We start from the raw sequence: 26,938 nt of genomic DNA on the forward strand, positions 1-26,938 counted from the left end.
AGTCACTATGGCGCTCTCTTCTTATCTCGAAACCTACCCGACCCTTGGCGAGCGGGTCTTTGTGCACGACTCCGCGCAGGTGATCGGCGATGTGACTCTCGGGGCAGATGTCTCGGTGTGGTGCAACGCGGTGCTGCGCGGCGATGTGCACAAGATCGTGATCGGGAAGGGGACCAACTTCCAGGACCTGGCGATGGGGCATGTTACCCATGTCGGCTACAACGGCTCGAAGGGCGCGCCGCTGACCATTGGGGAGTACGTGACCGTGGGGCACTCGTGCGTTCTCCATGGCTGCACGATCGGGGACGAGTCTCTGGTGGGGATGGGCTCGATTGTCTTGGACAACGCCGTGATCGAGCGCCATGTGATGCTCGGGGCGGGGAGCTTGGTCTCGCCGGGGAAGGTCTTGGAGAGCGGGTTTCTCTACCTGGGACGCCCCGCGGTTAAGATTCGGCCCCTCACCGCCGACGAGATTGCGTTTCTGCGCTACTCGGCGGAGCACTACATCCAGACCAAAGACAACTACTTGCGCACGGTATAATCGGCGTATGCTTTTTTCAAGACAGTCCCAACAACGAAGTGACAGACCGGCGCGCAGTGAGGTGATCACGCCGATCCGCAACGAGACATTCAACAAGAACGGCACGGCCAAGGAGCGCAGGCAGGGCGGCAACCCGCGCACGGTCAATGGGGTCTTTGCCTTCGATGGCTCGATGGACGGCAACCGTCAAGTCGACCCGCAGATCGCGGTGGGCGGCGGCTTTGTGCTCCACGGTACCAACAGTGGCCTGGTCATCTACGATAAAAAAGGCAACTATCTACAGGGGGTCTCACAGAAAGCCTTCAACGATGGCATCGACCCGAAGCTCTTCTTCGATGTCCACAACAAGGTCTTTGCCTTCGATCTCTGGTGGTACTACGACAAGGAGAAGACCAAGCCGGTCAATATCTCGGTCTCGGAGACATCCGACCCGCGTGGCGCGTGGAACACCTACCCGATCTCGATCACGCAGGCGGTCGATGGCGGGGGCAATGGCTACAGCCGCAAGTGGTTTGGCTACAGCTTCCCCGGTGGCCCGGAGCGGACGATTGTGATGAAGATGGCGGAGCTCAAGTCCGGCAAGCCCGCCACGGCCTGGCACTTTGCCGGCAGCCTCGGGCACCCGGTCAACACGCTCGACCCCATCGACGATCTCTACTTCGTGGACTTGACCGAGAGCGAGATCGTCCTGACCCGCGTCACCGATGCGGGCGATGGGACGCCCAAGATCGCGTCGGTGGTCCGCAAGCCCCATGGCTTCACGCACTTTGGCTGGCCGCCGCAGTCGCCGCAAAAAGGGACTCCGCAGAAGACGTCATCGGGGGATCGGAATCCCAAGAACCTGGTGATCCAGAACAAGCACCTCTGGTTCTCGCACGTGGTCAGCTTCGAGGGCCGCGCCGCCGTGCAGTGGCACCAGTTCACGCTCGATGGGGCCGAGGTGCAGGGCGGGCGGATCGCGCACCCGACCAATGGCTACATCCAGACCACGATCGCGGTCAATAAAAACAACGATGTCCTGATCGGCTTCCAGGAGGCCGGCCCCGAGATGTTCATCAGCCCGCGCTACGCCACGCGCAAGGCCAGCGATCCCAAGGGCACGACCCGCCCGGTGCAGAGCCTCGGGGAGGGCGAGGGCGCGACCGACGGGGTTGCCTGGGGTGACTACTCCTGCACCGTGCTCGACGGCGACAACCGCACCGACCTTTGGACCATCCAGAGCCGCGCCAACTCCAAAGGCCGCGGCGAGTGCGTCATCGCCAAGATCACTGTGAAATGACCGGAGACTGTCCCGAGTTTATCGAAGCCATTCGCCTGACTCGGGACTTCTTCCCCGAAGCAAAGCCCTACATTTCGTTAGAGCGAGGCCTTCACTGGGATCACCTCTGGCAGGCACTCTTGGATGCCGGGGCAAGGATGGATTTCTCCTGCGACTCTGGCTGCCACCGACCTGGGGAGCATGCTTTAGTGCACAAGCTTCACCGTCCCGAGGTCGTCAGCGACGATGAAATCTACCGGGTACTTTTAGAGCACACCGGCTTTTCTCCCACGGGGAGGGTTGTCGTGATCCCGGATGCCTCGTGGCGGCCAGGCTTCGTCCCAAGCGCTCGCCTGCCTTTTGTCTGTTCGTCTCAAACCGTCGCGACACGCCTGCATGAGTACGACGACCTCTTTTTCCAGGGCAACGACACCGTTTTTGTGTTTGAGTCTGGTGAGGCTTTCCTACTGAACCACGACGAAAAGTTTATCTGGGCTAAGTCCAAACAGCGTAAAGGATAACGATAAACGATGGAGCTCTCGGTCCACGATAACTTTCTGATCTCCTACGAAGTGCTCTGCGAGAGGCGCGAGATTCGCCTGCACACGGAGTTTCGCGATGTCGCGCTTGGTGCGCCTTTTGAGTACACCGACGTGGTTTTTCGTGGGGTCTTTGCGTATCACTTCAAGCAGGACACCCTGACGAACCTCCTTTTTGATATCGAGGAAGTCGCTGTTTCCAGCATTCTGGAGGAAGCCCAAGCACTCCTAGACGCCGGTCGCCCCTACGGCTGGCCTCGGGTGGAGGGGAGCCCGTCTCCCACTCTGGAAGCCTATCTGAGTGCAAACGACGTGCGCGGTTTTGAAATTGCATCGTCGTACGGGCTGGACGGCTGGGTGCTGGCCCAGAGCATGGAGTTTATCGCGGTGACGCCGTCGGTGTAGTCATGGAACCCTCCCAAACGAGCATCTTCTGGCCTTTCTCCGAGAGGCGCTTGGCGTGCCCATCGGCGAAGGTGAAGCCTAGGCTGCTCCCGTGCCGCCTCTGGGAGACTGTCGTTCCATTGTCGCTCTCGAAGAAGAGCACAACGTCGGCGGTACGCTCTAGCTCCTCTAGCTTTTTCTTGCTGAGAGCCTTGTTCATCGCGTAGCCCACCTCTCCCTTCGACAACGGGCACTTGGGTAGCGTCTTTAGATACGGCTTCAGAGCGTCTTCCCAGTTTTCGGCAGGGGGAAGTGTCTCGTGGTGATCCTGTGCGTACATCACCGCGGCGGTTCCCAGCATCTTCATATTCGAGAGGCACTGGGTCTCGTTGGCCTTCGTGGCCGCGCAGGCAACGTGAAAGACCCCGGCAAAGACCAGCCAGAGACTGGTGAGTAGCGAGACCCAGATACCGACTAAGCCGAGAAGCAGCTCGCGGTGCCGGGTCTGTCGCCAGCGCAGCTCCACACGATATGCCGCAAACCCCAGCGCGACGGCGGCGATTACCGGGACAATACCCCAGGCCGTATGGCTCAGAGCGCCATAAAAGGCGATACTCCGCTCGCTCATGGCCTATTCTATCTGAGATTAGACCAAGTGGGTGCCATTAGGTACAGGGCGCTCGGGCTGGGCGAGGATGATCGCGCCGGTTTCGTCGGTGAAGCCGGTGACGAGAACTTCGCTCATAAATGAGGCGATCTGTTTCTTGGGGAAGTTCAGTACGGCGATCACCTGACGCCCGAGGAGCGATTCGGGCGTGTAGTGGACCGTGATCTGCGCCGATGACTTGCGCACGCCCAGCTCCGGCCCGAAGTCGATCCAGAGCTTGATCGCGGGCCGTCGCGCCTCGGGGAAGGCCTCGGCACGGACAACGGTCCCGACACGCAGCTCCACGCGCTCGAACTCCTCCCAGGTCAGGTCGTTGCTCACTTTGCCAGCTCCGCGAGCTCGATCAGCTGCCGCACGAGGGGCTTGCCAAGCGTTTTGGGGACACTGGTATTGACTTGGAGAGCCATGCTGAGCTTGTGCTCGGGGAAGTAGAGGAGCTCGGTGAGGTAGCCGGGGAAGTAGCCACTGTGGCCCCAGGCAACTCCCAGCGGTGTGGGGCGGATCATGGTCCCCAGGCCATAGGTGACATTAGGTCCGAGCTGAGCGGGAACCCCGTGCACCTGCTCCTCGTGCAGCTCCTGCGAGAACGCCTTTGCCTCATAGAGCCGCTTACCCCAGCGGGCGAGGTCCTTGGCGGTGGATGCCATGCCACCGCCGCACCACTCCACCTGGGGATTGAAGGCAAGCTGGCCGTCTTTGAGCATGGTATCGGAGCCTCCGAAGGGGTTGTCTTTTCCGGCGTAGCCCTGCACCAGGCGGGGAATCCGGCGGCGGTCCGAGGGGAGGGTGTCGCTGAGCTGGAAGGGCTTCAGGAGCCGCTTTTTTGCCTCGTCGTAGTAGGTTGACCGCGTGGTGTGCTCGATCACCATGCCCAGCACGATGTAGTTGGTGTCGGAGTACTCCCAGCCCTGGCCGGCGGCGAAGGGGGCTTTGGTGTCAAAAATATAGGCTAACCGCTCCTCGGGCTTCCAGACTTTGTCGGGGTGGGCGAGCAGGTCGCGGATAAACTCGTCTTTGAACTCGAAGCGCACGAGCCCGCTGGTGTGGTTCATGAGTTGGCGGATCGTGAGCTCGGCGGCGTTGGGCAGGCGTGAAAACCAGGACTCTTTCCCCAGGTAGACCGAGAGCTTCTCATCGAGGACGAGCTTCTTCTCCTGCACGAGCTGGAGCGCAACCGCCGCGACATAGGTCTTGCCGACACTCCCTTGGAGCATCCGGTCGGTGGGCTTGAGAGGGATCTTGCGCTCCTTGTCCGCCCAGCCGATCACCAGCCCCTGCGGCGCTTCATCGCCGCGCACGATACCAAGGCTTGCCCCGGGAAAAGAGACGGACTCCTGCCAGTGCTGCAGTGCGGCTTGAAGAGAGGTCTGTTTCATGCGTGCCATTATACGGGGCCTGAAAGTCCCCGTCTAGGACCGCCTTCGGCGAAGCGGGCCGAGCCCGCGGAGAATGCTTCCTCGGTGCGGGCTCGGCCCGCTTGACGCGAAGCGTTGCCCCGGGTACCCGTTGGGTGGTGGGACTTTCAGGCCCCGACCCCTCCATCATTTTTGGGGTGGCTGGCTGGTGAGCTGGACGAGGGCTTCGAGGACGCGGGCCTTACGGACGGGGTCCAGGATCAGGAAGCGGTCGCGGCCTCCGTTCTTGGGGGTGAAGCGTGTGAAGCCATCGCCCTCGACTGTCACCTGGCCGGGGGGAGAGAGCGCGAAGTAGTCCCGGTCGGGCTGGGCGGCGTAGAGGCAGCTTGCCAGGTCCCAGCAGGGGCGCTCCTCGCCCGGTTGGCAGTAGACCTTGTAGGCCAGCGGGATCGGGTGGGCGGGGACATACGAAAAGTCCTGCTCGATGCTCTTGACCGGGTAGCGCAGGGCGTAGCCGATCTCGAAGCCGCCCCAGACAATCGGGGTGGGCCAGCCCTGCGCGAGCTTCTGCGCGGCGGGGATGTCCTGGGTGACATTGTACTCGCAGAAGTGATTATTACTATCAACGGTTGCGAACGCCCCTGCCATGATCGAGAGGAGCTTGACCTTGCGCTGGACCAGCTCACGGTCCTTGGGATCGTCCAAAAGTCGCGCTAAGTTGGAGAAAAAGCCGACCTGAGCAATCGCGACCGAGCCATCGGGCTGGGACTGGAGGGTCTTGCGGAGCAGCTCGACAGCATCCGGGGCGCGGTCCGGGTTGATCCGGTGGGGGAACTTCTCGGCCACCTTGAGATAAGCGCTCGGGTCGCCGGGCTTGCCGTCGCGCTTGACCCCAATCGGAGTCTCGGGGCGTCCATAGAACGTGTTGACCGCGTCCGTAAAGCGCGCCGACCAGGGATCGACTCGGGTGAGCGTGACTGCGAGAAGCTTGCACGCGCCCCGGCTCTGGAGGCTGTGCAAGACCGCAAGGGCGAGGGCATCGTCCACATCGTTGCCCATGTCGGTATCAAAGATCAATGGTGTCATGGTGTATTCTTTTTATCGCCCCGGTTGGAGCGGGGCGTCAACGGGCGTCGCAAGCTCCGCCGCAAAGGCCTTCGGCCATAGGGCTTTCTGATGGCCGAAGGCCTTTCCAGCCGTAGGCTCGTTGACGCCCCGCTCTAACCGGGGCGATCATAATGGGAGCGATAACAGCTCCCGTGCTGCGTGTTCTACCTGATCCGGCGTGATCGCGTCCAGCGCCGCGCGGATGGCATCGTCGGTGGGCTTGACTCCTTCGGCGAGGGGAGAGACCAGGCTCCGGTGCCGGGGACCGTCGTAGTGCCAGCGGGTGTACTTGGTCGGGCCGAAGATTCCCACGGTGGGCAGGCCGACACCCGCGGCAAGGTGCAGGAGGCCACCATCGTTGCCGATCCAGAGCTCGCAGCAGGAGATCAGGGCCATGGCCTCGCGGAGCTTGGTCTTTCCCGCCAGCATCAGGGGCTTGTGGCGCATCGCCGCCTCGACCGCCTCCGCCGCCTTGCGCTCGGTATCGGTGCCGAAGAGAACCACCCGCGCCCCGAGCGTCTCACTCAGCCGATCCCCGACAAGGGCGTAGTGCTCGGCCTTCCACTCTCGCACATAGGGGTCGTTGGCACCGGGCTGCATCCCGATAAAGCATGTGCCTTCGGGTGCTAATCTAGCTTGCGCGGCGGCTTTTTCGTCGCCTTTGACCCAGAGAATGGGGCTGGGATCGTAGGTGCCGGGGGTAATGGCTTGCAGTAGGTCTAAATAGGCAACAATCTCGCGCTTGTCCCAGAGATACGGGACCCGGTGCGTGAGCATAAACCCGCGCCCTTCGGCGTTGAAGCCGACCCGCTGCTTGGCACCGCACGCCACCCCGAGCATCGCGGCACGAAACGAGCGGTCCACGAGAAAGCAAATGTCAGGCTTGGCAAGCTTCTGGGCGAGCGCAAAGAGGCCATCGTCTTTTTTGTAGGCCAGGAGCGTGTCGGTGTAGGGGCAGTTTTCGAGAAGCTGCACCGCCGCGCCGCCCGCCATCAGGGTCACGTGGCTCTCGGGGTAGGCTTGCTTGATCCCCCGCAGGAGCGGAGTAACAATGAGCGTGTCGCCCATGTACTTGTGCTTGGTGACAACGGCAATTCTCTTAGGCATCTTTCGCCCACTTTACCGTAAATTCTAGAGGGAGATCACAAACATGTTTGGAAATCTGTTGTGGGTGACCAGTGCCTTCTTACTGTCAGGGGAGAAGAACATCTCAAAGCCCATGGAGGAGGCTGCAGCGTTTTCTTCGGTGAGTGGCTCGCGCACAAGACAGCGCCGGCTGCTACCATCGCGGGCGACGAGCCAGAGCTCATTGAAAGCGATGGGTAGCTTCCGCTTGAGGAGCACTTCCCAGGTCCCTTGCTCGGGGAGCTGCTGGGGGACGGCGCGACTAATCAAGACTGTCTTGCTATCGGGGCTCATCACAAAGTGGTGTAGCTGCCCGGTGAGGAGCTTGTCGTGCACCACGACATTTTCACACGGCCGCGCTCTGTCGCGCTCACAGAGTTGGAGGGACTCCTTACCACTGTAGCAATAAAAGAGAAAGCGTCCGTCGTCTTGGATCTGGATTGGCCAGGATACGTACGATGTCTGCGGCTCGGGGGGCTTGGGAAGGACGCTATAGAGCTGGGTGTTGTGCCCTGGGCTTGCTTTCGTGAAGTCCCGCCAGACGAGCCAGCCGGAGCTATCCGGGAGCCAGAGCGGAGCGCTCTGCAAGCCGTTGTTTGTGACGGGGATACGCCGCAGACCACTGCCGTCGGGGTGCACCAGAGCGTAGCTTTTATGGGTAAGCCCCTTTACATCCATAAGGGTCTCTGGGTAGAGAAGCCACTTGCCATCGGGCGAGGGGAGAGACTGCTCACGAAAGGTCGCAGGTGGAGAGAGGCTTTTGGCTGGTCGCACACTGCCCATCCCTACCATCCCGTACGGAGAGATCTCTAGTGGCAGAGGGCGCAGCTTTTGTGTCCTTAGGTTGTAGATGCCTTGGGCACTGACCACTTCCTCCAACCCAAGCCAGCTAAAATAAGACAGAGACGGTAGCTTCTGCCCCGCGCTTTCGAGCCGTGGGGGCGAGGCCACGCGAACCGCCACGCCGGTGACGGCTGTGACAAAACCGAGGGCGGCGACGAGAAGCTTTGTCTTGGTGCGCATGGAGCAATAGTACCTTATGGGAACCACGCGAGTCCGGAGGAACGAGTCCTCCGGCTTAAGAGGGCGACGGCTGCCTTCGCAGCCAACCGAGCTTACTGCTCGCGAAGGCGAGCGTCGCCCTCTTAAGCCCGGACACTTGTTGTTCGGGTTTGGTCTTGGTGCGCATGGCGTTTTAGTTTCTCTGTCTCGACAAATGGTTCACTCCACCGTAAACTGCGCGGCGTGGAGCTGGGCATAGACCCCATTTTGCTCCAAGAGCTCGCTGTGGGTGCCGCGCTCGACAATCTTTCCGGCCTCCATCACCAGAATCAGATCAGCGGCGAGGATGGTCGAGAGACGGTGGGCGATTGCAAAGGTCGTGCGGCCCTCGGAGAGGCGCGTCAGGGCGTCTTGGATCAGCCGCTCGCTCTGGGTGTCTAGGGCGCTGGTGGCTTCGTCGAGGATCAGGATCTGCGGGTTCTTGAGGATCGCGCGGGCGATTGCGATGCGCTGCTTCTCTCCGCCCGAGAGCTTGTAGCCGCGCTCCCCGACCACGGTATCGTAGCCGGCGGGGAGGCTGGCGATATGGTCGTGGATCGCGGCGGCCTGCGCGGCGGCGATCAATTGCTCATCGGTGGCATCGGGGCGGCCGTAGCGCAGGTTCTCACGGATCGTGTCGTGGACGAGATACGTCTCCTGGGTCACCACCCCGATTGCCTGCCCGAGCGTGGCCAGCGGTAGGCGCTTGATCTCGTGGCCGTCGATTCGCACGATCCCCGAGTCGGCATCGTAGAGGCGGGGAATCAGGTAGGTGAGCGTCGTCTTGCCCGAGCCGCTGTGCCCGACCAGCGCGACCAGCTGTCCCGGCTTGGCCGTGAACGTGATCTCCGAGAGCGTTTGCTTGTCGTCGTCGTAGGCGAACGACACATTCTCAAAGCTCACCTCGCCGCGTACCTCCTCGGGCTTGAGCGCGACCGCATCGGTGGGCTCCGGGTCGCGGATCTCCTGCTTCATGTTGATGTACTCAAAGATGCGCTCAAAGAGCCCCAGCGCGGTGAGCACCTCCACCTGGACATTGAAGAGGCTGGTCAGCGGGAAGAAGAGCCGGCCCTGGAGCGCGGTGAAGGCGACAATCAGCCCGACGGTCAGGCGCTGCGACTCGCCGTGTGCCATGAAGTAGCCCGCCAGCCAGTAGACCAGCGCGGGCGTGAGGGAGAACGTCAGCGGGATCAGGCTAAAGAAGATCCGCATGATGGTCGACTGGAGAACCTGGGTCGCGGTGAGCGCCTCGTTCTCCTTGGCGAACTTGGCCAGGGTCCGTGCCTGCTGCCCGCTGGTCTTGGTCAGGAGTACCCCCGAGACCGAGAGAGTCTCCTGCATCGTCGCGGAGAGGTCGGCGTTCTGGCCCGCGGCGGTCTTGCGCATCTCGCCCATTCGCATTCCGAGCTTGGCGGAGACAATAGCAAATACCGGGAGGATACTCAGCGCCAGCAGGGTGAGCCGCCAGTCCAGCAAGATCATGGCGATCAGGGTGGAGATCACGACCGTGACATTGTTGAGGAAGTTGGCGATGGTGTCGGAGAGAACCCCTTGGACGCCGCTAACATCGGAGATCAGGCGGGACTGAATCTCTCCGGTGCGCGTGCTGGTGAAGAAGCGAAGGCTCATCCCTTGCAGGTGGTCGAAGAGCTGGAGCCGCAGGTCCCGCATGATCTTCTGGCCCACCAGCACCGAGAGGTAGCCAAACCAGAGCGAGAAGCCGCTGGAGGCGACCGTCATGAGAAGTGTCAGGAGCGTGAACTGGGTGACAATCCCAAAGTCTTGCTTGCCAAAGCCTTCATCGACAATGCGCCGCAGGTAGGCTGGCGGGTAGAGCCCCAGGAGTGCGGAGATCAGCACCAGCACGACAATAAAGGCGAGCTGGCGTCGGTACGGAATAAAGGTCGCAAAGACACGCTTGACGGTCTCTGGATTTGGCTTCTTCGGCGCTCCGCCCGGCCCGCCTGGCCCTCCCATACGAAAACCCATACGCAGATTGTATCGCAACTTAAGAGAACTTTTGTTTTTAGGGTCGGCTATGGCCAGGACGGTACTGATAGAATAGGGGGATATGTCTCTTAAACGCCGCAGTTTTCTCGGTCTGCTCTCGTTGAGTCTTCTTGGCTGCCAGAACACCGCCAAGCCGCCAGCTGCCCCCCCACCGCCGGAGGGCGCAAGGTTTGTCGAGGTTGCGGAGTCGTCTGGTCTGAAGTACGCATGGACCGCGCCGGGCAAGCGTCCCCTCAATATCCTGCAGACCATCGGCAACGGCTGTGCGTTCCTCGACTTCAACAACGACGGAAACCTAGATATCTTGCTCGTGGGTCCCAAGCCGGCGCTGTTTGCCGGCGATGGCAAGGGCAAGTTCACGGACGTGACCTCCACGGTTTTAGGGAGCTTATCGGGCTATTTTCTGGGTTGCGCGGTTGGCGACTACGACGGCGACGGGTTCGCCGATGTGTATATTTCTGGGTACCGTGAGGGACGCTTGCTGCACAACGAGGGGGGGAAGAGCTTCCAAGACGTGACCGCGAGCTCGGGGCTGAAGCCGCAGCCTTGGGGGACATCGTGCGGGTTTGCGGATCTCAATGGCGATGGAAAGCTGGATTTGTATATCGCCAACTACGCGGATTTTAACGACAAGACCGAGCCACAGCTCTGCAAGTTCCGCACGGAGAAGCACGGCGAGGTGCTGAGCTCCTGCGGGCCGACACGCTATATCGGGCTGAAGGGGACTCTCTGGCAAAACACGGGCAAGGGCTTCACGGAGATCTCGCAGGCGGCGGGGTTTGGGACGCAGAACGGGCGCGGGCTTGGGGTGGCGTTTGCCGATATCCATGGCAAGGGCCTCGTGAGTGTCGCGCTGGCCAACGACGAAGCACCGGGCGATCTTTTTAGCGCCCGTGGCGGGGGCAAGTTCGAGAACACAGGCCAGGCTGCCGGGGTCGCCACCGACTCCGAGGGGAAGGTCCACGGCGGGATGGGGATCGACTGGGGCGACTACGACAACGACGGCAAGCTCGATCTCTTTGTGGCGACCTTCCGAAATGAGGTCAAGAACCTCTACCACAACGAGGGCGATGAGGCCTTTAACGACAAGAGCAATGCATCCGGGATCGGCCAGGCGGCGCTGCCGTATGTCTCGTTTGGGGCCAAGTTCCTCGATGCGGACAACGACGGCTGGCTGGACTTGGTTGTCACCAATGGCCATGTCCAGGACAATATCGAGCTGATCGAGGACACGACCTACCGCCAGAAGACCCTATTTCTCCACAACCAGCAGGGCTTCTTCACCGATGCGGGCCAGGCCTCGGGAATCGGAAATCTCCCCCCGATCGTGGGGCGCGGTCTTGCGGTGGGGGACTACGATAACGATGGTCGGGTGGACGTCCTGATTGTCGATAGCGAGGGCAAGCCCCTCCTCCTCCACAACGAGAGTGCGCCCCAAGGCTGGGTGGGCTTTGACTGCGGTGGGCGCTACGGCGCGGTGCTGACCCTCAAGCTCGCCAGTGGCCAGACCCGCGTGCGCCAGTGCCAGAGTGCCGGCTCCTACCTGAGCGCCTCGGATTCTCGCGTGCACTTTGGGCTGGGCAAGGACACGGTGGAGAGCCTCACGGTACGCTGGCCCTCTGGCAAGAGCGAGACCTGGAAGGGCTTCCCCACCGGGAAGTACCTCACGCTGGCACCCGCCCAAGCGCCGCACTAGGGCTTCTTGGGCGTGTCGGCCGTCTCGCGCATCGTGGCGTCCATCAGGGCTTGGAGGCCACGGGCGGCTTGCTCGGGGTGGGTCTTGAGCATCTGGATCATGCCCATCTGCTGCTTTGCCTTCTCCAGCTCGCCGGTCTGCTGGTAGAGTAGCGCGAGCTTCTCGTGGATGGCGATATCGGCGGGGTGGGCGAGCTCCTGCTCCACCAAGCGCCGTACCTCGTCATCGATTCGCGAGACCTCCGTGGCGACCTCCTGAATCTCCTTGGCCTTGTCGGGCTTGCCAATCTTGCGGTAGGCCAGGGCCATCAGGCGCAGGGCACTGATGTCGCGCGGTCTTGCCTGGAGCACCTCATTGAGCAGAATTCCCGCATCGGCGGCCTGCTTGGGATCGTTTTTATCGAGGAGGATCTGCGCGAGTGCCTGCTTTGCGGAGATCGCATCGGGCTCCAGCTGGAGGGAGAGGCGCAGGTGCTGCTCGGCCTCCGCGACCCGGGCGGGGCTGCTCTGCTGGGTGGTGAGGTGGTAGCCCAGCATGTAGTGCGCCTGGGCATCGCGGGGGGCGGCGGCGAGGCGACGGCGCAGCAGGGCCTCGGACTCCGCAGGCTTGTAGTTGGCGCGCAGGGCATCGGCCATGGGGGTGAAGAAGTCCGTGCGCTCCGGGGCGAGCTGCGCGGCTTTCTGGTAGGCGGCTAGCGAGAGATCGTAGCGCAGGCCCTGGTAGAAGTAGGCCTTCCCCAGCGCGATCCAGACCTCGACGTTCTTGGGGTCCTGCTTGCTGGCCTTCTCCAGGTTCTCCAGCGCGAGCCGGTGGAGCTTGAGGAGGGTCGCGGCGCGTCCCAGACCCACCACGGCGGGGAGCCAGTCCTTGCGCTGGGCGAGAATTTTCTTGTAGGCAAGTGCCGCTTTGACGCCCGCACCCCCCGCGAGGAGGACATCGGCGCTGGCAAGCTGTGCCTCCAGCGAGTCGGGGGCGAGGGTGAGAGCCTTCTGCGCGGCCTGCTCCGCATCACGGTAGCGGCCGTTGCGCACCAGCGCCTCGGCCCAGAGGAGCTGTGCCTCCAGCGAGTCGGGGTTGGCGTGGGCGAGCCGCTCACGGTAGATAAAGCCGCTGTGGGCACGGTCCCGGCGGGCTTGGCCGTCGAAGTAGCTATTGAGGTAGCTTCCCAGGGAGTAGCGCTGGCTGACCTCGCTGGGGCCATTGGGACAGAGTGCCTTGGCGACCTCGATATCGCTTGCCCCTTTGGGCAGTGCCTCCGCTCGCTTCAGTGCCTCTTCCACCACCTCCGGCTTATCCGCACCGCCCTTGCGTGCCTCTTCAAGGACCGAGCGGGCAGCGGGTCGCTGGTTTGAGGTGGTGAGGCAGGCGGCCCAGGTACGCCAGAGGAGCTCATCGCGCATCCCGGTCTGGATCGCCTTTCCCAGGGCATCGGCGGCCTCTCCAAAGCGATTGACCTCTGCGAGCCGTCCCCCGAGCAGGGCGAGCGCCGGTCCATCGGTGGGGGCGCGCCGGGTGTAGAGCTCTAGGTCGTCCAGGTAGGACTCCCGTAGCCAGGTCGCGTGGTAGGCCTGAACCAGGGAGCGGCTACCGAGTCCTAGGGTAGCAAGAACTAAGGCCACACCGAGCCAGCGGAGGCGCTGACGCGATGTAGCCTTAGACGAAGCGTGCGGAGAGGGAGAAGACATACTTCGAGTGTATCTCGAAACTACTTCCCGCCACCCATCTGTGCCTGAATTTTTGCCTTGACCTCAGGCGGGGTATTGGGGTCGTTGAGCGCTTTGCTCATCTGACCCTGAGCCTCGGCGGGGAGCTGCGCGGGGGCACCTCCGGACTTGGCAGCATCTGCGGCAAGCGCCTTAGGATCGTCCTTAACCGGCTCCTGCTCGGTCTTGCAGCCCACAAGGCAGCTCAGGGCGGCCAGTGCGGCGATGATCAGGGAGAGCTTGTGTGTTTTTGTCATGTCAACATTTCCTTTTCACAGAGTAAAGACGCACTGCCGCTCAGGGCAGTGCGTCTGTGGAAAGTGATTTCCTACGAGCTACGGGACGAAGACCGTGGTGCTCTTGTTGTTCTTGAAGAGGTAGAAGTCGTTTGCACGAGCCGCTCCCCACTTGAGTGCCTTGACATGGCCGTCGGCGAAGACATAGTTGCCGGCGTCGAAGTGACCCTTGGTGCCTGCACTCGCGTACTGAGCATTACAGCCGCCCGAGGTCGCTGCATCCTGGCCCGCTTGACGTCCGCCGAGCTTCCAGGTGTCACATCCGGTGAAGAGGGAGCCCCAGGGCGAGCCGTAGTTGATGTCGCCACCGTTGACATCGACGACCTCGATGGTCTCTGCCGGTGCGGTCATGGCTGCGAGCGCGGTGGGGGTTCCACCCCAGTTGGACATACCGGTGTTGGGATCGGTATTGTTTCCTGCCTCACGGGTGTTGATGCGTCCCACGGAGCTGTAGGTGCGGGTCTTGGGGGCCGTGTTGAACTTACCGTCCCAGTAGTTGCCCAGGCCATAGTTTGCGCCAGCGCTACCACGAACACTGGGACACTTCCACATGTCGGTGTTCTTGGTGTAGGGCTCGATCATGGACTCAAACGGGGTAACGGCCTGGCCACCACCGTTGATGGGCGGGTTTGCCGGGAAGGCCACGGGCAGGGTCTCGTCATAGTCTTGAGCATACATCATCAGCCCAAGCCCGATCTGCTTGAGGTTGGAGATACAGGAGACGGCACGGGCGCGCTCACGTGCCTGTGCAAAAACGGGGAAAAGAATCGCGGCAAGGATCGCGATAATGGCGATAACAACGAGGAGCTCAATAAGCGTAAAAGCTCTTCGTGTATTAGAAAGACGAGTCATTTTAAACCTCTTATAAAAAACCAAGGATTAGTGCGTGATCCCAAGCCTGCGACGCCTATCACCGAGTGGATTTGATCTTCTTAGATGAGACGCTACTCTGAGCGTTTTTTGGGTTCTGGCTTAAGGATGGTTTATACCATGACAATCAAGTTCTGTCTATGACGCGTATGAAATTTGTATTAAAATTTCGGTGCGCCAGAAAAAAACGAACCCGGGCTGGTGGGCCCGGGCTGAGAAAAAAATAAGAGACGATGGGGGGCTAGCGGCCGCCGCCACCCATCTGTGCTCGGATCTTTGCCTTGACCTCGGGGGGGGTGTTGGGGTTGTTGAGAGCATCGCTCATCTGGCCCTGAGCCCCTTGGGGAACGGGAGCGGGAGCCGCGTTGCTACCTGCCTTCGCCGCATCGGCTGCAATGGCCTTGGGGTCGTCTTTAACAACATCGCCACCTTTCTGGCAGCCTACGAGACAGGGCACGGTCAGTGCGGCGACAAAGAGGGAGAGCTTAAGGGAGTTAGTCATGGAGTTGGGGTCTTTCAGAAGACGGAAGACGCACCACCCCGGGAGGCGGTGCGTCTTTTCTTGTGGCGTTACGACGAGCTACGGTACGAAGACCGCGGTGCTCTTGTTGTTCTTGAAGAGGTAGAAGTCGTTTGCACGAGCCGCTCCCCACTTGAGTGCCTTGACATGGCCGTCGGCGAAGACATAGTTGCCAGACTCAAAGTGTCCCGAGGTCCCTGCGTTGGCGTACTGTGAGTCGCAGCCACCCGAGGTTGTGGCGTCCTGTCCGGCCTTGCGTCCGCCGAGCTTCCAGGTGTCACATCCGGTGAAGAGGGAGCCCCAGGGCGAGCCGTAGTTGACATCGCCGCCGTTGACATCGACGACCTCGATGGTCTCCGCCGGTGCGGTCATGGCTGCGAGCGCGGTGGGAGTTCCACCCCAGTTGGACATGCCCGTGTTCTGGTCGGTGTTGTTTCCTGCCTCACGGGTGTTGATGCGTCCCACGGAGCTGTAGGTGCGGGTCTTGGGGTCGTTGTTGAACCGACCGTCCCAGTAGTTGCCCAGACCGTAGCCGGCTCCGGCCTTGGCGCGGGAGCTCGGACACTTCCACATGTCGGTGTTCTTGGTGTAGGGCTCCAGCATGGACTCTAGGGGAGTGACCGCCTGGCCGCCACCGTTGATGGGCGGGTTTGCCGGGAAGGCCACGGGGAGGGTCTCGTCGTAGTCCTGGGAGTACATCATCAGCCCAAGCCCGATCTGCTTGAGGTTGGAGATACAGGAGATCGCACGGGCGCGCTCACGTGCCTGTGCAAAAACGGGGAAGAGAATGGCAGCAAGAATCGCGATAATGGCGATAACGACCAGGAGTTCGATGAGCGTAAACGCTCTTTTTTGAGAAGAAAGACGAGTCATTTAGAACCTTTTCAGTAGAAAATCGTACGATAATTCGTGAAATCGTACGCCCGACGCTGGGTGATTTTAGGTCATCATTGATTCAGAGGCTTTGAATGAGTATGAGATTTTTCAAAGTATTGTAACTGATGCCAGCGTTAAGTGATTCTATACCATACTTAGTTAAGAAAAGCGATTTTTTCGAAAAACTAAATTTATTTTTCAGGAATTTTGATTTTGTGATCTGCCATTTTCATCGGTATATCCGACCCTGAGAGCGCTTTCCTAAGAGGCATATGGCAAGAAACACAGTTTGTTTTGGGATTTATAGGACATGTTTTTTGATTTGATGCGGGTGTTGAGTGGCATTTTAAACAGATGCGCTCGTAGAAAACAGGCTGTGTCTTGGCATTCTCATGGGGGTTGTGGCAGGTCACGCAAGAGAGGGTCTCCGGGCTCTTTTGGAAGCACTTACTCTCCATGAGGCCGTAGGTCTGCATCCGGTTGGTCACATCGCCCGGCAGGTGCGCGGCAGCCACATCCTCCGGTGTCCCGTGGCACTTCCCACAGCGCAGGTTGAGCTCACGGGCAGGGAGCTTGCCGAGGGACTCCATCTTGCCTTGGGTGTAGTTCCCTGCGCGGGCGGCGGCGACATGGGCGGTGCCCGAGCCATGGCAGGACTCACAGCCCACGCCAAAGAAGCGGCGCTCGGGGAGGGCGACCGGGTCGGGGACACTGACCGCGTGGCAGAGCAGGCACTTCTTGGCGTTGGCGGCGGAGTGGATCTTGCCAAGGGAGCCGGGGGCGAGCTTCTCCTGCCCGGGGGTGATGTACCAGGTTGACTTGGCCGGGAAGTAGCTCATCCGAAACTCCGCCATCTTGCTCTCGTCGAGGAAGGCGACATAGGTGACTCCGGTCTTGCCCGAGCCCAGAGCGAGCTCCAGGGGGACCGTCTCCTGGGAGAGGCCTGGGATCGCGACCGTGAGGGTCTCCGCCACTTTTTGGAGCACAAACTCGGAGCTGCCGATCTTGCCGAGGGGCGGGAGGCGCACCCCGGCCTCGTCGTGGGTGAGGAGGCTTAGGGTGTGGGCATGGTTGCTCTGGCTATGGCTCTTGGCGATATCGGGGTGGCACTCCGCGCAGGCGGCGTTGCCCACAAAGGTCACCGCCGCCGGGGTGGGCTTGGGCGACGAGGGAGTCAGGCTGGGGTCACCCAGGCACCCGGCCATCACGGCCAAGAGAACGGGGAGCCCCACCACGAGAGCTCTTTGAAGGGCAGCACGGTATCGCATCTTGCCGGATTGTACCGCAGGCGGCTACTCTTTCAGGGAGTGTACCTGATCGGCGGCGAGGTCTTTGTGCTCGGTGGTCTTGCCATCGGGCCACTTAATGCTCACGCTGGCCTTGGTGGCGCTACCCAGCCCGACATGGACACGTGGGTCCGACGCGCTCAGGTAGGAGCCATCGGTCTGGCAGTGGCGCAAGAGCTTCTTGCCGTCGGGGAGGGTGATCGTCACCAGCGCGCCGTGGCTGGGCTTCCCACTGAGGGAGAGCAGGAGCCAGTGCCCCGCTTGGGGAGTCTCGTTGTGCAGGAGCAGGGGCTTGCCCTCGCTATCGACAATCAGGACATCCACCCGACCATCGTTATCGTAGTCCCCCACCGCAAGGCCACGACCCACGATCCGAGGCAGGCTCCCGATTCCCGATACCGCACTCTTGTCGTCGAAGCGCTGCCCTTTATTGTTCTGGAGGAAGATCACCGGCTGGGGGTAGCTCTCGGTCTTGTCGATCTGGGCGATATTGTCCTGGACATGGCCATTGGCTAGGATCAGGTCGAGGAGGCCGTCGTTGTCCGCATCGAAGAACTTGATCCCAAAGGTGATAAAGGGCAAGACCGTGTCGCCGAGGCCCGAGACAGCGGCTTTCTCCTGGAAGAAGCCCTGGCCCTCGTTGTGGTAGAGCGCCTTGACCTCGTGGCTGAAGGTTGCGACCACCAGATCGGGCTTGCCATCGTTGTCGTAGTCGCCCCAGTCGATCCCCATTCCCCCGTGGGCACGTCCCTCGGTGTCGTAGGCCGTGCCGGATGCGGTCCCTTCGTTGGTGAACTTCAGGCCCGTGTTGACCAAGAGATCGCCGGGGAGCTCATCGTTGGCGATGGCGATACTGTCTTGCCCCGAGCCGTTGAAGTCGAGACACGCCACCCCGAGGCCGCGCCCTGCGACTTTCTTTGCCCCGGTCTTCTCCGCCACCTCCGCAAACTTGCCGCCGCCCTGGTTGTGGTAGAGCACACCCCGCTCGGGGTCGTAGAAGCGGGGGCCACAGGAGCTCAGGATGCCATTGAAGCTACAGAGCTGCGGCTTGGTCTCGGGGCCAAAGACCGCGTAGTTGGCCACATAGAGATCCAGCTTTCCATCGCGATCCAGGTCCGCCCAGCTCGCCGATGTTCCCCAAGGCTGTGCCTTCATCCCCGAGCTCGCCGTCACATCCGTAAACTTTTTCCCACCGTCGTTGTGCAGCAAGCGACCCTCACGATAACCCGAGAGATACACATCGGTGAACCCGTCACCGTCGTAGTCACCCACCGCGCAGCCCAGAAAATAGCCCGATAAGCTCCCTAAAACCGTGGAGGTCACGTCGGTGAACTTGCCCTTGCCATCGCCGGCAAACAGCGCCGGCTTGGGACCCACGAGCAAGATGTCTAGGTTGCCGTCGTTGTTGAAGTCTAAGAACGCGCAGCCGTTGCCGATCGTCTGTAGGATATTCAAGGGGCGCTTGCCCGGCGCGGTCCACGTGTACTTCAAACCTGCTGAATCTGCGACATTGACAAAGCGAGGGGCCGTCGTGGCCGTTGCGGGAGGAGCCGTTTTGGCGGTGTTCTGGCAGCCGGTCGCCACCAGCAGTGGGGCGAGGGCTAGGCCAGTAAGTGGGCGTTTCATTGCGGTATTTTACCTGGACTCGGGGTCTGCTTGGGGGCGCTGACCGCCTCGGTGGAGGCCAGCGCTTGGTTGAGGGCGCTCAGACCGCGCTCGGCTTTCTTGGGGTCTTTGCGGAGCATGTAGGCGGCATCGTGGTGGAGCTTGGCCTTCTCTTTTTCGCCGCCTTGTTCCAGGAGTGCGGCCATCTTCTCGTGGAGCTCGGGGCGCATGGGCTCGCGGCGGAGCTGGTCGTCGATGAAGTTGCGCTTCTCCATATACTCGGTGAGCTGGGCAAAGCTCTCTTGGGCGTCCTTGGCCTCTTGGAGCCGACCCGCTTGTCGGTAGGCCTGGGCGAGGTCTTTGGTCGCCGCCACGTGGTACATATCGTCGGCGATCACGGCCTCCAGCAGGGGGATCGCCTCGGCTGCCTGGTTTTTCCGCACGAGCAGGCTCCCGAGGCGCGCCATCGATGCCACGGCGCGGGGCTCTAGCTCCAGGGAGCGGCGCAGCAGCTTCTCCGCCTCGGCCTCGCGCTCGGGGGTTCGGTTGCTGTCCAGAAGAATAGTCGCCAGCTGAAAGTGCGCCTCGGCATCGTCGGGGACATCGGCGAGGCGCGCGCGCAGGAGTTTCTCCGCCTCGGCCCAGCGGAAGATCGCCCGGAGCGCGTTGGCGTTGGAGAGGGCGTAGTCGGTGCGCTGGGGAGCGAGCGTGCGTGCCTTGGCGAAGGCATCGACCGCGGCACCGAAGTTGAGGCGCTGGTTGTAGTGGGCGCGTCCCAGCCCGATCCAGGCATCCGCGTTTTGGGGCGCGAGGGTCGTGGCCTTGGTAAAGACCTCCAGCGCGATGGGATAGAGGGATTTCTCCAGCGAGACCTGGCCCATTCCGAGGAGAGCGGGGAGCAGGTCGGGCTGCTTCTTCAGGAGCGCGGTGTACTCCAGGCCGGCCTTGGCCAGAGCGCCTGCGTTTCGGTAGACCTCGGCGCGGAGCAGGCGGGCATCGGTGCGCTCGGGCTGTGCCTTGAGGACCACCTCAAGCTCTTTTTCCGCATCGGTGTAGCGCCCGTTGCGCACTAGCGCCTCGGCCCAGAGGGTGCGGCGGTCCAGGTTGTCGGGGGTCTCGCTTGCCCAGGCCTGGCGGGTGGCAAAGCCGCTCTGGGCGGGGCTGCGCTCCGCCTGCCAGCGGGCGTAGCCATTGAGGAAGCTCCCCCGGGTGCGGCGGGCGACAAAGGTGCTAGGGCCTTCTGGGGCGATCGCACGGGCGAGCTCCTGGCCGGTGGCGGTCGCGGGAAGTGGCTTGCAGCGCTCCAGGGCCTCTTGGGCGGCGGCGTGGGACCCGGGCTTGCTCAGCGCGAGCTTGAGCACCAGCCCCGAGCGCTCCCGCTCGTTGGCGGCGGCGAGGGCGGCGGCCCAGGTCAGCCAGACATCGCTCTGGGTCTCGCCGGCGGCGATCGCGCGCTCTAAAAGCTTAGCGGCCTGGGGGAAGTCGCCGGTCTCGGCGTGGCGTCCCGCCAGCACGGCAAGGAGGGAGCCGTTGGTGGGATCGTTGTGGGCCTGTAGCTCCAGGTCGGGGAGGTAGGCCTCGCGCAGGCAGGTGGCGTCCCAGGCCTGGCGCGTGGCATAGGCACCTCCTCCCAGGCAGAGCGTGCCTAGGAGGAGGCTGGCAGCGACACGGAGGCGCGGGGCTCTCGTGCGCGTTCCGGTGCTCATGGGCTAGCGGCCACCGTAGCCCGAAGGAGCGCCATAGCCCATGGGACGACCCATGCCACCGGGCGGGCCACCGGCATTGCCGCCACGGTTGGCGTGCTCCATGTACTGCTTCACCGACGACGGTGCGTTGGCGGGGATCTGGCTCTGGACACCCGCCGGCATTCCGGCCTGTGGCATGGGGGCGGGGGCCTGTGTCTGTGGAGCGGGGGCTGCGGGAGCCGGCTCCGAGTTGTTACACCCGGAGACGACTACCCAGAGCGCGCCACAGAGAAGGGCTCCAAGGAGAGTCTTCTTCATGTGGTTTCTTCTTCCTACGGAGTGAAGGTCGCCGTGGGCTTGACCAGCTTGAAGAGGCGCCAGTCGTTCTGGCGAACCGCGCCGTAGTTCATGGCCTTGGCATGGCCATCGGCGAAGGCATAGTTGCCCATCTTGGAGTGGCCCGGCATGGGGAGCTTCTGGGGGTGGGTGAAGTCGCCCGTACACTCGGTGGAGTTGTCGATTGCCGCAGCCGAGGGCTTCACGCGGCCGGCCAGCTTCCACATGTCACAGCCGGTGAAGAGGGAGCCCCAGGGGGTACCGACATAGAAGGTCTCGGCCTCACCGTTCTCGTTGCGGCCGTAGGCCTCGACAAGCGCGATGGTGTCGGCGGGGGAGTCGAAGGCGGCGAGGGACTTGCCCTGGCCCCAGGCGCTCATACCGGTGTTGGGATCGTCCCACTGACCACGCGCCGCGGCCTCTTTGGTGCAGATCTGGCCCACATAGCCGTAGGAGCGCTTCACCAGCGGGCGGCGGGTGGCGTAGGCACCATCGTAGAACTCACCAATCCCACGCGCAGGGCGGGGCTGGGCGTCGCTGGGGCAGCCAAAGATCTGGTCGTTCTTGATGTAGGGCAGGATCTGGTGCTCGTAGGGGATCTCGGCGCGGCCACCGCCGTTGATTCCGACGGTACCGGTCGGGCTGGCAAGGATAAAGGCCGCCGGCATGGTCTCGTCGTAGTCCTGGGCATACATCATGAAGCCAAGGCCCATCTGCTTCAGGTTGGACAGACAGGAGGTCTGGCGTGCCTTCTCACGGGCTTGTGCAAAGACCGGGAAGAGAATAGCGGCCAGAATCGCGATAATCGCGATCACCACTAAGAGCTCGATCAGGGTAAAGCCCTGCTTGCGAAGATTTATAGACATTTCTTATTCCTTTATAAGAGCAAGCTCGGTGAAGCAACAGCGACAGTGGCTTGCAGCTCGTTTCAAATTATTTTAAACAGTGAAGACGATAACAGTGCGGATCTCTCCGCGGGGATAGATGTCCGAAAAGATGGTTTCTTAGACCCTCCTTTCTGGTAAAGGCGGTGCAGCGACCGTGCCACGCTCAATCCACTCTCCAGGGAGCAGTACCCGCTGAAGAGAACACTTTTTATCTTGAATTTGTTCCAAGAGCATCTCAATTGCGTGCTCGCCGAGTGCTCTAAGGGGCTGTTGTATCGTTGTCAGCGCCGGAGTTGACTTTCGCCCAATCTCATCATCGTTAACCCCAATCAGAGAAAACTCTTCCGGGACCCGGCCCCCCCGCTCCTGAAGCGCTGTGAGAGCCCCAATCGCGATGGCATCGTCCCCACAGAAAAACGCCGTCGGGTGCTGCGCGGCAGGGAGCGTCTCCAGGAGCCGCTGGGTCTCACGGTAGCCCGATGCCTCGCTGTAGTGGCCCAGGACGGAGAGCTCGGATGTCAGAGAGATTCCCGCTTGCTGGAGAGCTGTTGTGTAGCCCGCCTGGCGCTCAAAGCTACTGCGCAGGTCGGCGTCGCCGCCAAGATAGGCGATCCGGCGGTGCCCCAGAGCGATCAGCTTACTGGTCGCCAGCTTGCCGACCGCCTCGTTGTCCATGTCGATCACGGAGACCGCGAGCTCGGGGCGGTTCTCGCCGAGGAAGATAATCGGGAGCTTGGCCTTTAGGATCGGGGCGAGCACTTTATTGGGAAAGGTCGGGGTGACAAAGATCAGCCCGTCGCAGTGGCCATCGAGGTAGCGGGAGATATTGCCCGGGAGGTCGTCCCAGTGGTCCTCGGTGATGATCAGGGCGCGCTGATGATGGCGCTGTGCACCGACAAGTAGCCCATCGAAGACGGGGCCAAAGTAGCGGTCGTGGGTCAGCGACGGCCGGTCGGAGAACGAGGCGACAATGCCGATGGTATCCATGCGCCGACGAGCGAGGCCACGTGCCACCCCATTGGGATGGTAGCCTAGCTCCTCCACGGTTTTCAAGACCTTTGCACGGGTCTCTTCGCTCGCCTGACCTGTCTTGCCGTTCAGCACAGAGGAGACGGTCATTGCGGAGAGCCCACATGCTCGGGCGACATCGCGTATTGTCGGCACCTTAGCGTTCCTTGCAATCAACCAAGCCTTACCGGTAAGGCTTGGCGAATTCTACCACCCCAAGCGTTTGGGGTGCAAGTGGGAGGCGAAATTTTTCTGAGAGATACCGCAGGGAGCTACTGCACTTCGAACTCGAACTTGAAGCGCTGGGTGCTGGCGACCGCCTGGCCACTCTTGAGCGCGGGCCGCCACTTCCACTTCTTCAGCGCCTCCAGCACGCGCTGGTCGATCTCGGGGTTGCCCGACGACGTGCGCAAATTAACCTCGAAGCTGCCGTCGGCCTCGATCTCGACCACGACACGGACAAAGGACTTAAACTCGCCCTTCTTGAGCGTATCGGGGATCGTGGGCTGGACCTGCTGGCTGGGCTCGGCCTCGCGTGTGGGGCCGCTGGGCTTGGGAGTCGGCGGTGGGGTGGGCCGAGGTGTCGGGGTGGGCTCCGGGGTCGGCTTGGGAGTGGGGCGCGGGGTGGGCGTGGGCTCTGGGGTCGGCTTGGGAGTGGGTTTGGGAGTCGCAGCGGGCGCGCTCACCGGAGGCGCGACAGTCGCCTGCACCGGAGCCTGCGCGGGCGCACTGGGGCGAGGCGTTGGCTGGGGGAAGCTATCGACCGAGGGCTGGGCACGCTGGCTGGCACTGGGCGCAGGACCACCCACTGCGGTGAGCACGGGGCGGACATCGGGAGCCGGAGCGGGCTGCTTGGGAGCGGCGACGGGCCGGAGGTTGGGCTGAGGCCGCGCGGCAGGCGGACTCGGCTGTGTGGGCGGCGGGCTGGCCGCAGTGACGGGCGGGGGCACCGGTGTCGGGGCGGGTGTCGCTTGGGGAGCGGGCGTTGCCTGGGGAGCAGGCGTGGCCTTCGGAGGCGTGCGACACTCCGGACAGTCCTGAAAGACAACCTCGACAAAGCCAGGGTGTGGGTCCTGGTGGCCCGCGTGGCCGGCGGAGAAGCGGCCCACGGCAAGCAGGAGCAGGGCATTGAGCCCCACCGAGAGCCCCAGTGCCACGCCAAAGCGAGTATTGCGGTTGTCTTTCAGGTCGGTCATGGTCTTTGCCTAGAACTTATGGGTCAGGCTGAGCAGCACGCGGCGGCCCTGCTGGAAGCGGGTGCCGGTGAAGGGCGAGTTGAAGTTCATCACGCTCCGACTATCGAGCAGGTTCTCCACCGAGAGGTCGGCTTGCAGGCCGTTAGGGAGCAGCTTGCCCCCCGTGGAGTAGCGGAAGTTGAGCTCGGTGCGCGCCTGGCGCTTGCCACCGTCGAGGGCCACGTTCTCGTCCAGCGGGCTAACAATCGGCGAGGAGAACGCGCCGCTGCCGTAGTAGCCACTGAGCGCGACACTGGAGCCATTGTGGAGCCCGTAGGTCAGGCCCGCCGAGAGGGTGTTGAGCTGGTCGTGGTCCGAGTAGGGCTCGTCGCCGCCGATCAGCTTGTTGATGGCATTGGCCCAGGTAAAGAACCCGCCCAGCCCGACCCCGTTCTTGGGGGCCTTGTCGTAGGAGAGCTCCAGGCCATTGGCAAACGAGCCCGCGCTGATATTGACCGTGGAGAACACCCCGATCTGGGTTCCGGGGATAAGAATGGCGGTATCGAGCTGGTTCTGGAACCACTTGCGGTAGGCGGCCACCTTGACGGTCTGGTTCTGGGGCAGCTGGCGCTCCAGGCTGGTCTCGACCATCTTGACACGCTGGGGCAGCACACCTGTCCCGATCAGCGCACCCTGCGCCAGCGGCGGCTGGGAGAAGAGCTGGTTGTAGGACGCCCGCGCGACGGTCTTAGGGGCAACGGTGTAGGCGAGGTTGACACGCGGAGAGAGATCGGTGACATTGACGGTGTCGCCCGCCGTGCCATCGACTGTCTGCTCGGAGCGGTAGCTATCCAGGCGCAGGCCGTAGTTGACCGTCAGCTTCTCGCTCGCCTTGAAGGTATCCTGGGCGTAGGCCGCGCCGTAGTAGCCCTTGCGCTTGACGCGGAGAGTGGGGGTGAGGCTTGAGCTGCCCAGGATGTAGTCATCACCGACCATCGTGCCGCCGGCAGGAACCAGGCGTGCATCGAGCTCATGGAGGGCGTTGAGGGCGGTCTGGCTCCCGGCGACAATCTGGTAGCTCTCGTTGCCGCGCTGGTCGGAGAAGAGGCCACCGAACTTGAGGGTGTGCTTGCCCTCGTTGACGGTCAGGTTGGCCTGGAGCTGGCTCTGGTTGTACTTGCGCCTGATGGTGGGGTGGAACTCAATCGACGAGTCCGCGGCGAGGGTACTTGAGGCGATACTCGCGCCATTGCCCGGCGTGTTGTTGAGCAGGTCCTGCTGGGACTCCGACGAGCCAAAGGTCACGACCGCGGTGGTCTTGGCGTTGAGCTGCTTGCGGTACTGGAGCGTCCCAAAGCCGTTGTTGTCTTGCTGGTAGATATCCTGACCGAGAGCATCCTGCGACGCGAGCCCATCGCTGGCGTTCTTGACACCGCCGTAGCCAAAGCCCTGCCCGACGGGAATATACTTGGAGCCCAGGCCCGTGCGGTTGGCGATCTGGGTGCGCGCCGGGGCGGTGTTGACGGTCAGAGAGAGCTTCTCCGCGCCCGAGAGGTCGTAGTCGAAGTTGGCAAAGAGGGTCTGGGAGGTCTGGCCGTTGTGGCGGCTCTGCTTGTCGGGCTGTGGGGCCTCGATGGCGTTGTTGGTGGTGCGACCGGTGTAGTTGACCAGGTAGCCCAGCTTCTTGCCCTCAGGGCCGGTCTGGCCGCCGGCGGTGAAGCTGGTCTCGCCCGTGCCAAAGCTCCCGCCCGTCATGGTCAGCGAGCGGAACGGCACCAGGGTCCCCGAGCGCAGGGTCAGGTTGAGCGCCGCCGCGGTCTCGGAGCCGTACTCGGGGGCGAATCCACCGGTGATCACGTCGATTGTCTGGAGCGCATCGGGGGCGAGGAACTGGCCCGCGCGGCCCTGGAAGGCACCCGGCAGGAGGAAGCCATTGAGGTAGATCGAGGTCGCGGAGTGCTCGGCGCGGGGGTGGATCTGGTTCACCGAGTCCTCGGCGAGGCCGGGGACGGCGCGCACGGCCTTGGTGAGGCTCTGGCGGTTGCCCGCCGTGAGCGGGAAGGTCTGCACGGACTCACGGGAGAGAGACTTGGCCGAGGTGGTCTCGCCACTGCGAATGCGATCACGCTCGGCGGTAATCTTGATGGTCTTCTCCTTCAGTGGCTCCAGCAGTACCTCGACATCGGTGGTGGCATCGGCGACCACGGTGACCGACTGGGTGTCTTTCTGGAACTCGCCCGCCGATGTGGTGAGCTTCCAGGCACGGTTCTCCAGCGGTGGCGTGAGCGCGATCCCATCGGCACCCGTGGTGACCGTCAGGGGCGCACGGACTCCCGCACTATCGGTGAGCAGGACCTTCGCGCCGACAAGCGGCTTCTCCGACTCGGCGCTGAGGACTTTGATCTTAAGACGCCCGACGACATCGGCGTGGGCAACGGAGGAAAGAGAGACTGAAAAGGCAAGCACAAGCCCGAGGCGGGCAACAGACGAAACACGCATGAAAAATCAAGCTCCTGAAAAAGAGAAATGTTGAAGAGGCGATAGCAAGATTGTGCGAGCGAAGACGCTCGGTTCAGGAGAGGCGTGTGGGCGGACCGCGTGTCGCAAGGGACGGGGCCAGCGTGCGCGGCGACGAGACCGCAGGGGGGCTGTAGACTCCGGGCAGGCACGGTGCGGGGGGCAGTAGCGGCGTGATCGCCGGCGCAAGGGAGACAGGGGCCGACTCAAGCACGCACTGTGCACACGAGTCGCTCCCCGCAAACGCCAGCGAGGCCGCATCAGGGCGGAGGTGGGACTTAAAGTGGGTGAGGGGACACCAGACACAGACAAACAGCCACAGCCCCGCAACCAGAGGCGCGAGGTGTTTTAGAAATCGTTGCTGTTTGCAAGAGATGTCCACAATGTAGCCGGTGGTTATTGTATCACGATTGCAATAGGCCGGCGAGAGACAGCAACGCCAATAGGGCTA

26 protein-coding genes are annotated in these 26,938 nt (G+C 62.5%); 5 read left to right on the plus strand and 21 right to left on the minus strand.

The window, feature by feature from the left end:
* The first annotated feature begins 7 nt into the window (after window positions 1–7).
* Genes HNQ39_RS09725 through HNQ39_RS09740 form a run of 4 tightly spaced genes read left to right on the plus strand, consistent with a single transcriptional unit; the run spans window position 8 to window position 2,743 of the window.
* Window positions 8–541, plus strand: coding sequence for a gamma carbonic anhydrase family protein (locus HNQ39_RS09725; protein ID WP_184194625.1), 534 nt, complete (start codon window positions 8–10; stop codon window positions 539–541).
* A gap of 7 nt (window positions 542–548) precedes the next feature.
* Window positions 549–1,820 carry a hypothetical protein gene (locus tag HNQ39_RS09730; protein ID WP_184194628.1) on the plus strand — a complete coding sequence of 424 codons (1,272 nt, stop codon included), beginning with the start codon at window positions 549–551 and terminating at the stop codon, window positions 1,818–1,820.
* Complete coding sequence (locus HNQ39_RS09735; RefSeq protein WP_184194631.1) at window positions 1,817–2,320, plus strand: hypothetical protein; 504 nt, start codon at window positions 1,817–1,819, stop codon at window positions 2,318–2,320. The genes HNQ39_RS09730 and HNQ39_RS09735 overlap by 4 nt, the downstream gene beginning before the upstream one ends.
* A 9-nt stretch (window positions 2,321–2,329) precedes the next feature.
* The gene (locus HNQ39_RS09740; protein ID WP_184194635.1) at window positions 2,330–2,743 is read left to right on the plus strand and encodes a hypothetical protein; all 414 of its coding nucleotides are present in this window, start codon (window positions 2,330–2,332) and stop codon (window positions 2,741–2,743) included.
* On the opposite strand, the gene HNQ39_RS09745 is transcribed toward HNQ39_RS09740, so the two are convergent.
* The 7 genes from HNQ39_RS09745 to HNQ39_RS09775 form a co-directional block, all read right to left on the minus strand.
* Complete coding sequence (locus HNQ39_RS09745) at window positions 2,718–3,350, minus strand: hypothetical protein (RefSeq protein ID WP_184194638.1); 633 nt, start codon at window positions 3,348–3,350, stop codon at window positions 2,718–2,720. The two genes, HNQ39_RS09740 and HNQ39_RS09745, sit on opposite strands and share 26 nt — an antisense overlap.
* Window positions 3,351–3,368: 18 nt before the next feature.
* Window positions 3,369–3,710: a tRNA-binding protein gene (locus HNQ39_RS09750; RefSeq protein WP_184194641.1), complete on the minus strand. Its 342-nt coding sequence runs from the start codon at window positions 3,708–3,710 to the stop codon at window positions 3,369–3,371.
* Window positions 3,707–4,765: a serine hydrolase domain-containing protein gene (locus HNQ39_RS09755; protein ID WP_184194645.1), complete on the minus strand. Its 1,059-nt coding sequence runs from the start codon at window positions 4,763–4,765 to the stop codon at window positions 3,707–3,709. The genes HNQ39_RS09750 and HNQ39_RS09755 overlap by 4 nt, the downstream gene beginning before the upstream one ends.
* A 165-nt stretch (window positions 4,766–4,930) precedes the next feature.
* Window positions 4,931–5,830 (minus strand): nucleoside hydrolase, encoded by a 900-nt coding sequence (locus tag HNQ39_RS09760; RefSeq protein WP_184194648.1) that lies wholly within the window; start codon window positions 5,828–5,830, stop codon window positions 4,931–4,933.
* Between the two features lie 147 nt (window positions 5,831–5,977).
* On the minus strand, window positions 5,978–6,958 hold the full coding sequence (locus HNQ39_RS09765; RefSeq protein ID WP_184194651.1) for a glycosyltransferase family 9 protein: 981 nt from the start codon (window positions 6,956–6,958) through the stop codon (window positions 5,978–5,980).
* 24 nt (window positions 6,959–6,982) lie between these two features.
* Complete coding sequence (locus HNQ39_RS09770; RefSeq protein ID WP_184194654.1) at window positions 6,983–7,999, minus strand: TolB-like translocation protein; 1,017 nt, start codon at window positions 7,997–7,999, stop codon at window positions 6,983–6,985.
* Window positions 8,000–8,197: 198 nt separating this feature from the next.
* Window positions 8,198–10,006, minus strand: coding sequence for an ABC transporter ATP-binding protein (locus tag HNQ39_RS09775; RefSeq protein WP_221289938.1), 1,809 nt, complete (start codon window positions 10,004–10,006; stop codon window positions 8,198–8,200).
* Between the two features lie 82 nt (window positions 10,007–10,088).
* Between HNQ39_RS09775 and HNQ39_RS09780 the strand changes: the two genes are divergently transcribed.
* Complete coding sequence (locus tag HNQ39_RS09780; RefSeq protein WP_184194657.1) at window positions 10,089–11,723, plus strand: CRTAC1 family protein; 1,635 nt, start codon at window positions 10,089–10,091, stop codon at window positions 11,721–11,723.
* Here HNQ39_RS09780 and HNQ39_RS09785 read toward each other — a convergent pair.
* The 14 genes from HNQ39_RS09785 to HNQ39_RS09850 all read right to left on the minus strand — a co-directional run bounded on the left by HNQ39_RS09785 (window position 11,720) and on the right by HNQ39_RS09850 (window position 26,869).
* Complete coding sequence (locus HNQ39_RS09785) at window positions 11,720–13,408, minus strand: tetratricopeptide repeat protein (RefSeq protein WP_184194661.1); 1,689 nt, start codon at window positions 13,406–13,408, stop codon at window positions 11,720–11,722. The genes HNQ39_RS09780 and HNQ39_RS09785 overlap by 4 nt on opposite strands.
* 20 nt (window positions 13,409–13,428) lie before the next feature.
* Window positions 13,429–13,683, minus strand: a complete 255-nt coding sequence (locus HNQ39_RS09790) for a hypothetical protein (RefSeq protein WP_184194664.1) — start codon at window positions 13,681–13,683, stop codon at window positions 13,429–13,431.
* Between the two features lie 78 nt (window positions 13,684–13,761).
* Complete coding sequence (locus HNQ39_RS09795) at window positions 13,762–14,574, minus strand: DUF1559 family PulG-like putative transporter (RefSeq protein WP_184194666.1); 813 nt, start codon at window positions 14,572–14,574, stop codon at window positions 13,762–13,764.
* Between the two features lie 259 nt (window positions 14,575–14,833).
* The gene (locus HNQ39_RS09800; RefSeq protein WP_184194669.1) at window positions 14,834–15,094 is read right to left on the minus strand and encodes a hypothetical protein; all 261 of its coding nucleotides are present in this window, start codon (window positions 15,092–15,094) and stop codon (window positions 14,834–14,836) included.
* 78 nt (window positions 15,095–15,172) lie between these two features.
* Window positions 15,173–15,985 carry a DUF1559 family PulG-like putative transporter gene (locus tag HNQ39_RS09805; protein WP_184194672.1) on the minus strand — a complete coding sequence of 271 codons (813 nt, stop codon included), beginning with the start codon at window positions 15,983–15,985 and terminating at the stop codon, window positions 15,173–15,175.
* A 194-nt stretch (window positions 15,986–16,179) separates the two neighbouring features.
* Window positions 16,180–17,256 (minus strand): multiheme c-type cytochrome, encoded by a 1,077-nt coding sequence (locus HNQ39_RS09810; protein ID WP_184194676.1) that lies wholly within the window; start codon window positions 17,254–17,256, stop codon window positions 16,180–16,182.
* A 24-nt stretch (window positions 17,257–17,280) separates the two neighbouring features.
* A complete protein-coding gene (locus HNQ39_RS09815) occupies window positions 17,281–18,900 on the minus strand; it encodes a CRTAC1 family protein (RefSeq protein WP_184194679.1) in 1,620 nt (539 codons plus the stop codon).
* Window positions 18,897–20,585, minus strand: coding sequence for a tetratricopeptide repeat protein (locus HNQ39_RS30260; protein ID WP_184194682.1), 1,689 nt, complete (start codon window positions 20,583–20,585; stop codon window positions 18,897–18,899). Before HNQ39_RS30260 ends, HNQ39_RS09815 begins: the two co-directional genes overlap by 4 nt.
* 3 nt (window positions 20,586–20,588) lie before the next feature.
* Window positions 20,589–20,882, minus strand: coding sequence for a hypothetical protein (locus HNQ39_RS09825; protein WP_184194684.1), 294 nt, complete (start codon window positions 20,880–20,882; stop codon window positions 20,589–20,591).
* 14 nt (window positions 20,883–20,896) lie between these two features.
* The gene (locus tag HNQ39_RS09830) at window positions 20,897–21,766 is read right to left on the minus strand and encodes a DUF1559 family PulG-like putative transporter (RefSeq protein WP_184194687.1); all 870 of its coding nucleotides are present in this window, start codon (window positions 21,764–21,766) and stop codon (window positions 20,897–20,899) included.
* 138 nt (window positions 21,767–21,904) lie between these two features.
* Complete coding sequence (locus HNQ39_RS09835; protein WP_343075960.1) at window positions 21,905–22,951, minus strand: LacI family DNA-binding transcriptional regulator; 1,047 nt, start codon at window positions 22,949–22,951, stop codon at window positions 21,905–21,907.
* Window positions 22,952–23,067: 116 nt separating this feature from the next.
* Window positions 23,068–23,991 (minus strand): TonB family protein, encoded by a 924-nt coding sequence (locus HNQ39_RS09840; protein WP_184194690.1) that lies wholly within the window; start codon window positions 23,989–23,991, stop codon window positions 23,068–23,070.
* 9 nt (window positions 23,992–24,000) lie between these two features.
* On the minus strand, window positions 24,001–26,469 hold the full coding sequence (locus HNQ39_RS09845; protein WP_184194694.1) for a TonB-dependent receptor: 2,469 nt from the start codon (window positions 26,467–26,469) through the stop codon (window positions 24,001–24,003).
* A gap of 73 nt (window positions 26,470–26,542) precedes the next feature.
* Complete coding sequence (locus HNQ39_RS09850) at window positions 26,543–26,869, minus strand: hypothetical protein (protein ID WP_184194697.1); 327 nt, start codon at window positions 26,867–26,869, stop codon at window positions 26,543–26,545.
* Between the last annotated feature and the right edge of the window lie 69 nt (window positions 26,870–26,938).

The organism is Armatimonas rosea (genome assembly GCF_014202505.1).
GTDB classification, from domain to species: Bacteria; Armatimonadota; Armatimonadia; order Armatimonadales; family Armatimonadaceae; genus Armatimonas; species Armatimonas rosea.